The sequence below is a fragment of the Candidatus Desulfatibia sp. genome (genome assembly GCF_036446775.1).
In the GTDB taxonomy this organism is placed as follows: domain Bacteria; phylum Desulfobacterota; class Desulfobacteria; order Desulfobacterales; family UBA11574; genus Desulfatibia_A.
Genome location: NZ_JAZFTO010000226.1, coordinates 1 through 6,432, shown reverse-complemented (window position 1 = coordinate 6,432; position 6,432 = coordinate 1). Strand labels below are relative to the sequence as shown.

At 45.6% G+C, this 6,432-nt stretch carries 4 protein-coding genes; all 4 read right to left on the bottom strand.

Annotation, left to right across the window (positions count from 1 at the left end; all coding sequences use genetic code 11):
• Positions 1–215 precede the first annotated feature (215 nt).
• The 4 genes from V3S16_RS10815 to V3S16_RS10800 all read right to left on the bottom strand — a co-directional run bounded on the left by V3S16_RS10815 (position 216) and on the right by V3S16_RS10800 (position 5,661).
• Positions 216–686 (bottom strand): type II toxin-antitoxin system VapC family toxin, encoded by a 471-nt coding sequence (locus tag V3S16_RS10815; protein WP_413884807.1) that lies wholly within the window; start codon positions 684–686, stop codon positions 216–218.
• A complete protein-coding gene (locus V3S16_RS10810) occupies positions 668–913 on the bottom strand; it encodes an AbrB/MazE/SpoVT family DNA-binding domain-containing protein (RefSeq protein ID WP_413884805.1) in 246 nt (81 codons plus the stop codon). Before V3S16_RS10810 ends, V3S16_RS10815 begins: the two co-directional genes overlap by 19 nt.
• A 331-nt stretch (positions 914–1,244) precedes the next feature.
• The gene (locus V3S16_RS10805; RefSeq protein WP_413884803.1) at positions 1,245–4,394 is read right to left on the bottom strand and encodes an efflux RND transporter permease subunit; all 3,150 of its coding nucleotides are present in this window, start codon (positions 4,392–4,394) and stop codon (positions 1,245–1,247) included.
• Between the two features lie 169 nt (positions 4,395–4,563).
• Positions 4,564–5,661: an efflux RND transporter periplasmic adaptor subunit gene (locus V3S16_RS10800; RefSeq protein ID WP_413884801.1), complete on the bottom strand. Its 1,098-nt coding sequence runs from the start codon at positions 5,659–5,661 to the stop codon at positions 4,564–4,566.
• Between the last annotated feature and the right edge of the window lie 771 nt (positions 5,662–6,432).

Genomic DNA, 6,432 nt, shown 5'->3' with positions numbered 1-6,432 from the left:
GATTGGTTGCATTAGTTTGTGACAGCTTTGAGCAGAGAGCGAAGAGCCGGGAGTTGGGGGCAAGGTGCCGGCACAGCACTTTAGCGAATGATTGTACAGCTCCGCCTTGCCACTTACATGTGGAAATATAAATAACATATTAATTTTATTGCTTAATTACATGGAACCTTTTAAGGCGCTCTCATTGCAGAACCGTTAGGGTCGCAACAGCTCGGTCATTTTGTGTTTTTTACTATTTGGTCCATGTAACAAATATTTAACTCTTTTATGCTAACCAAATCATTATCATTTGTCAGAAAATGGTCGGCACCGGAGACGACCGCCGATGCTATCTGGACTGAATCCGACGGTTTAAGACTGTATGCGGATTTAAAATAGGCAGCCATGTAAGCTACTGATGTTCCAAGCGGAATTAATGTTAAATTTGGAAAAGTTTCAAATAGCATCTTATAATCTTCTACTAAGTCTTCTCTGCCTCTCTTCATTGGTTTGGCTAATATTTCCATCAATGTTAAGCATGATGTGGAACATATTATTGCACCACTCTCCACAAGACTAAGTACCTGCGTAGTTAGCCCTAAAAATTTCGTCTCCTTTTCAAAATGATAAATAAAAAACATAGTATCGAGGAATATGTTCTTAACATTTTTTAAAAATGGATACATTTTTATTCCTTGCTCTCCCACGCCTCTCTCTCACCTTTCACGTAGTCGGTGGGCTCAATATCCTCCCAAATATCTTTACCAAGACCGCACATGTACTGAGTATAATTTTCTGGTCTCGCTTTTACTACAACTGTGTTGCCAACAGTCTTTAGCAAAACCTCTTTTCCTGGCCCAAGCCCCAGTCTGTCTCTGATTTTCTTGGGAATAATTAACTGGCTTCTATTGCCCAATTTAACTGCCACTTGCATCGGATCCTCCTTCCTCATAATAATATGACATTTTATATTTTATCATATTATTTTTATTTTGTAATATCAAGCAAAATAATTTACGAAAATATTGATATGTATCAGATTAATATTTTTATTGCATACTTTATACCAATAAACCATCATTTTTTATTTTCGTCCTTATGACAAATTATATATGCACCCGCCGGGCATGTCAAACGCAAACAAGCAAAATTTCCTGAAAAGAAAGGCTGTTACGATAAAATCGTATTACGATTTTATAAAACGCCCGCAGCTCCAAACCATTGGAAGGTTCTTTGCGTTACAAGAAGCTGATATATATACGGGTTTAGGATTTGGAAAAGCTTTTTTTCAATGATTGGCCGGCATCAAAGGCAAGGCTTAAAAGGGCTGGAATTAAAAAGATGGTAAAGACCGTTGAAATCAGAAGGCCGCCCACAACCACACTTCCGAGCCCCCGGTAGAATTCGGAGCCTGCTCCGGGAGCAAGCACCAAGGGCAGCATGGCCGATATGGTTGTAATAGCGCTCATATAAATTGGACGGATACGGGTACGGACCGATTCGGTAATTGCGTCACGGGGCGCCATATTGCCGTCACGCATATTATTTAAGGTTTGATGGACGATCAGGATGGCATTGTTGACCACGGTTCCGACCAGGATCACAAAGCCCAGCATGGTCAGGATGTCCAGGGGTTGATAGGCAATAAAAAGATTTAATAAAAAAATACCCACGAAGCCGCCGGCCGCGGCCAGCGGCACGGTAAAGAGGATAATGAAGGGATAGAAAAAATTTTCAAACAGAGCCGACATCAACAGGTAACTGATCGCAATCGCCAGGATAAAGTTCCACTTCAGGGCCTGCCGGGTACGCGTCAAATCGTCGGCGGTACCGCCTAAGTTAATGCTGTATAGGCTGGACAGGGCACCGCCGGCTTTGATCGGTTCGACCACTTTTTCGCTGACAATGGTCATAGCGGTTTCTAAAGCCATCGCCCGGGAGGGAATCACCTGGATCGTTATGGCCCGTTGAGAATCGATGTGGTTTATCTGGGTAGGCCCTTCCTCAAGACTTATTTCAGCCAGTGAGCCCAGGGTGACCTTTTCGCCGGTGGGCGCTATCACCGGGAGGCCTGCCAGATCCTGCGTGCGCTCAAGCTTGCCTTCCCGGCTTTTCACGACCAGATCGATCTCGTTACCGAAAAGGCGGTAATTGCTGGCTTTGGCGCCGTCCACCAGGACATCCACCGTCACCCCCAAATCACTGGTGGTTATGCCGAGTCGGGTCAATCGATCCCGGTTGGGGATGATCCGCATCTCCGGATTTCCCAGGTCCAGGCCCGGGATCGGTCGTATCTGAGCCTCCGGCAATACCTGGGCTACCCTGCTGTATATTTGCCGTCCAAGGTTTATCAATTGAGAAAGATCCGGACCTTTGATCTCTATTTCGATGGATCGGCCCTCACCGATATTGCGTGAAAACAGACTGGGCTGCTGAACAATCGCTATCATGCCGGGAATTTTTTTTAACACACCGTAAACATAGGGTAACAGTTCTCGAGTTCTTTCCTGAACTTTGGAAATAATCCCCATAAAGACCTGCTGACCCCTGGCAACATAGAAAAAATTACTTGCCGGCGGCAGGTTCAGCTTCTCGGCGACTTCGCTGTGCTCGTCACCTACTTCGACTAAAGGCAATATGTCCGCTTCCACTATCTCGGCAATATCTTGGAGTTCATCAAGATTATAGCCGGGTGGCGGCAGCAAAATTCCAAACAGAATTGCACGGTTTCCTTCCGGCAGGTACTCGGTTTGCGGGACCAGAACCCAGGCGGTTCCAACCGATATAACTACCATCAGAACGACAACGGCTACACGGACCGATACACGCCCGCACATCCAGTAGGTAAATTTTGTAATGTTACCGACAAACCATTTTGCAAAACCGGCAAGCAAGCCGGCCTTTGACCGTGATGGATTATTAGCCTTGACCTTACCCAGCATTTTGGCTGAAAGTGTAGGAATGACCGTAATCGAAATAATCAGGCTTAATATTACGGCACTGCTGATAGCAATGGCAATGTCACGGAAAAGCTGTCCGGCCTCTTCTTCCATAAAAATAATGGGAAGAAAAACAGCGGCCGTAGTGAGGGTGCTTGCTAGAACGGCCCCCCAAACTTCAACGGTACCGTCATAGGCGGCCTTGCTGCGCGTCTTGCCCATCTCCCGGTGACGGAAGATGTTTTCAAACACCACAATGGAATTATCGACCACCATGCCGACGGCAAAGGAAAGACCCGCCAGGCTGACGACATTGATATTGCGCCCCATAAGGGTCATCACCAAAAAAGTCCCGATGACGCTTATAGGAATAGTCACCGCCACGATCACCGTGCTGGCAACATTTCTTAAAAACACCAGCAATACAATTACAGCCAGTGTACCCCCCAAATATATGTTCTTTTTTACCAGGTTGATGGCACTGTAAATATAACTGGTTTCATTATAAACCAGTTCAAGGACAAGATTTCTTTCTTTTAATATGCTGCTGTTCATTTCCTGCAAAACCTGCCCCAATCTTTCCATGACGACAAGAACATTGGAGCCCGGTTCGCGTACAGCGTTCATGACAATGGTCGGAGTGCCTAGATGACGAACCACCAGTTCAATATCCTCATAACCTAATTCCACCCTGGCAACATCCCCCACGGCAACCGCAATGCCGTTGACCCTTTTGATGATGACGTGGGAAATTTCCTCAACGCTCTTGTACTCGCCCACCGTGCGGGCAATATAGCGCCGTTTGCCCTCTTCGAAGTCACCGGCGCTGATATTCTTGTTCTCAACATCCAAAGTTCTCATTAGTTCGGGAATAGTTACTCTCCGGGCGGCAAGGGCGTCGGGGTCAATAATTACCTGCATTTCCCGTTCCTGTCCGCCGTAAATGTTGGAAGATGCGACCCCTGAAATTCTTTCGATACGCGGCTTTACATGCTCATCGATAAAATCGTATTCGTGACTGAGCACCCCTTGATAGCCCTCCCGCGCCCCTAATATCATCCACGCAATCGCCTTTTCACGTCTCCCTCCGGATTTTATGATCGGCTTTTCGGCGTTGTCCGGATACTTTTTGACTTTCTCGAGCTCATTCGACACTTTGAGCAAGGCCTCAGTATTATCGGTACCGATTTCAAACATAAGGTTGATGAAAGCGCGGCCGTCACGGCTTTCGCTTTTCATTTCCTGAAGCCCTTCCATGCTCTTGAGTTCTTCTTCCTGAGCTTCGACAATCTCGCGCTCTACTTCCAGGGGACTGGCACCGCGCCAATCGGTAAGAACGGAAATTTCCGGAAGATCGATGTTGGGGGTAAGCTGAATGGGAATTCTGAAAAGGGAAATAAAACCGAACATAACCAGCAGGATCACTCCAACTGTAACGGTAACCGGCTTTTTTATGGCGGTATCAACTAATTTCATAGTTCAAAATAATGATGCATGATTCAAGATACAAGATAAATTCATCACGAAAATGCGAAAGTACGAAAACACGAAAATCAGTACACTTTAAAAAATGATTTCTTGGAAATTTGTATTATTCATTACGATTATTTCTTCGTGCTTTCGTACTTTCGTGTTTTCGTGATTCTTATTTTATAACACTCACCGGCTGACCGGGTTGGAGGCGTTCATTTCCGCGAATCACCACCTTGTTGCCGGGCGCCAACTTTCCTTCAACGGCAACGTCACCGTCATAATAGCCGATGATAGTGACCGGAACCGCTATGGCTTTATTGTCGTTGACTATAAAAACCAGCCGGTTGTCTCCGGCGGTAACTACAGCATCTTTGGGAACCAGCAAAGCGGTTTTTTGGTCGGCCAGTTTAAAGATAACCATGGCTTCCATGCCGCTTTTGATCTTAAAGTGAGGATTTTCAAGGTTTATCTTTACCGGAAAAGTTCTGGACTCAGGATCTCCCTGAGGCAGGACGGCATATATCCTGCCAGTTTGCAGATCATTTGAAATGCTTTTTACTCTTACCTTGACCTCCCTTCGAGGGATGATCATCACCGCATAACGTTCGGGCACATCCACGGATATTTGAATTTTTCCAAGATCCACCAGATCAACCACCGCTCCGCCGACTTTAATCCATTCTCCGACCTGGGTATGCTCTTTGGCAACAAAGCCTGAAAGCGGCGCAACAACCTTTGTTTGATTTATTTCATATTCAAGACGTTCTATGTCTGCTGCGCTGCGCAGCAATTCCTGGGAAAGGGCCCGGTGATTATAAAGCGCCTCATCATATTTTCTGGCAGCAATACTGTCAGCATCCTTAAGCCTGCTGTATCTTTTAAATTCTTTTTCAGCAAGCTCCAGTTTAGCCCTGATCATCTCTCTGGCAGCCACCGCGCCTTTCAGGCGAATCTTAAGTCCATCAGATCTCAACCTGACCAGCAAATCTCCCTCTTTAACAAAGTCGCCTTCTTTTACAGGGAAATATTCAACCACCCCGGATACTTCTGCTGCCACAGTACTCGTTGCAACAGCTTCCGTGGTCCCGACCAGAGTTATCCGGTTGGAAACCGCCTTTTGCTTTACCACGGCAACTCGAACCGGCTTGGGTGGCGGCTCCTCGCTTTTGTCTTCATTCCCGGCCACAAGATTTGAGGCCGAAGTAAAGAAAACCAACACCATTATCAATAAATATTCAGTAAAACGCGACGTTAACAGAACTCTCGACATTGATCACCTCTTTAACAAATCTTAAAACGCTTGCCGGCCTGGATATTCCCGGATTCTCGCGCAAGGATGAATCCGACTCTTCCAAACTCGCTCGCGGCAAAAATATCAAAGAGTCAATTTATATTTAATATATAGGGGAGTCAAGAAATAACACCCTCTTCCTTCTTCCTTGACCAAAGCCGTCAAGTATAGAATACTCACTTGCTCGGATTATATCCTGTGTTATATTATATAAAATCGCTTTGCGATTTTATTTAGGCTTGAAAAGCCTGGTCCTTTGGGCCTCCGGCTCCGCTTCCAGCCCGTAGGGCTTACAGGCCGGAGGGTAGAGCCTACGCCTCGGAGAGCCAGGTCAGAGCTATTTGGCTCTGCCTTGGAGTTTTGTGTCTAAAATCACAAATTCCAAGCACCAAATTACAAATAAATCTCAAATTCCAAGTCTCAAATTCCAAACAAGGGCTAAAACTATTTTTTTTATTCTTTTGTTTGTTATTTGTTTTTTCGGTCATTGGAATTTATTTGTTATTGGGATTTTGTTATTTGGGATTTCCCCTTTTGGTCATTGTTATTTGTTTGATATTTGTTATTTGTTATTTGGAATTTAATTTACTCCATTTGAGATAGGTGCATCCCTATGGGAGTAAACCAAAGCCTGGTCCTCTGGGCCTCCGGCTCCGCTTCCAGCCCGTAGGGCTTACAGGCCGGAGGGTAGAGCCTACGCCTCGGAGAGCCAGGATTCTTTACAAAAAAGGATATATCTATGAAAATAGC

Bases quoted from the DNA above. Each gene is read 5' to 3' on its own strand.
- V3S16_RS10810 (WP_413884805.1), bottom strand. From the start codon at position 913: ATGCAAGTGGCAGTTAAATTGGGCAATAGAAGCCAGTTAATTATTCCC.
- V3S16_RS10805 (WP_413884803.1), bottom strand. From the start codon at position 4,394: ATGAAATTAGTTGATACCGCCATAAAAAAGCCGGTTACCGTTACAGTT.
- V3S16_RS10800 (WP_413884801.1), bottom strand. From the start codon at position 5,661: ATGTCGAGAGTTCTGTTAACGTCGCGTTTTACTGAATATTTATTGATA.